The sequence below is a fragment of the Brevibacterium sp. SIMBA_078 genome, from assembly GCF_046534565.1.
GTDB lineage: Bacteria > Actinomycetota > Actinomycetes > Actinomycetales > Brevibacteriaceae > Brevibacterium.
Genome location: NZ_JAWRYQ010000375.1, coordinates 1 through 255 on the forward strand (window position 1 = coordinate 1; position 255 = coordinate 255).

Sequence of the window (255 nt, forward strand, 5' to 3'; positions counted from 1 at the left end):
GTATAAATTTGCAGCTTATCAAATGATAACTTTGCCAATGGCTTATCATAATGATAATTGATAACGATATTCTTACCGCCAATCGTTCCATTTTCTTTGTCTCCTGTTGTCTTTACATAACGATACGTGTATTCACCATCCTTAATTGTGGGATGTTTTTCGGTATACTTTTTACCACGCACCTTTTTGTACTTCTTAGATTCTTTTATCTTTTCACCTGTGCGATCATCAAAATAATTTACAATTATAGATCGC

1 protein-coding gene is annotated in these 255 nt (G+C 32.9%); it reads right to left on the reverse strand.

Annotated features, from left to right (window positions below; translation table 11 throughout):
• Positions 1-255, reverse strand: a 255-nt coding sequence (locus tag SB749_RS20095) for a MucBP domain-containing protein (RefSeq protein ID WP_410711862.1), incomplete at both ends; no start/stop codon positions are given.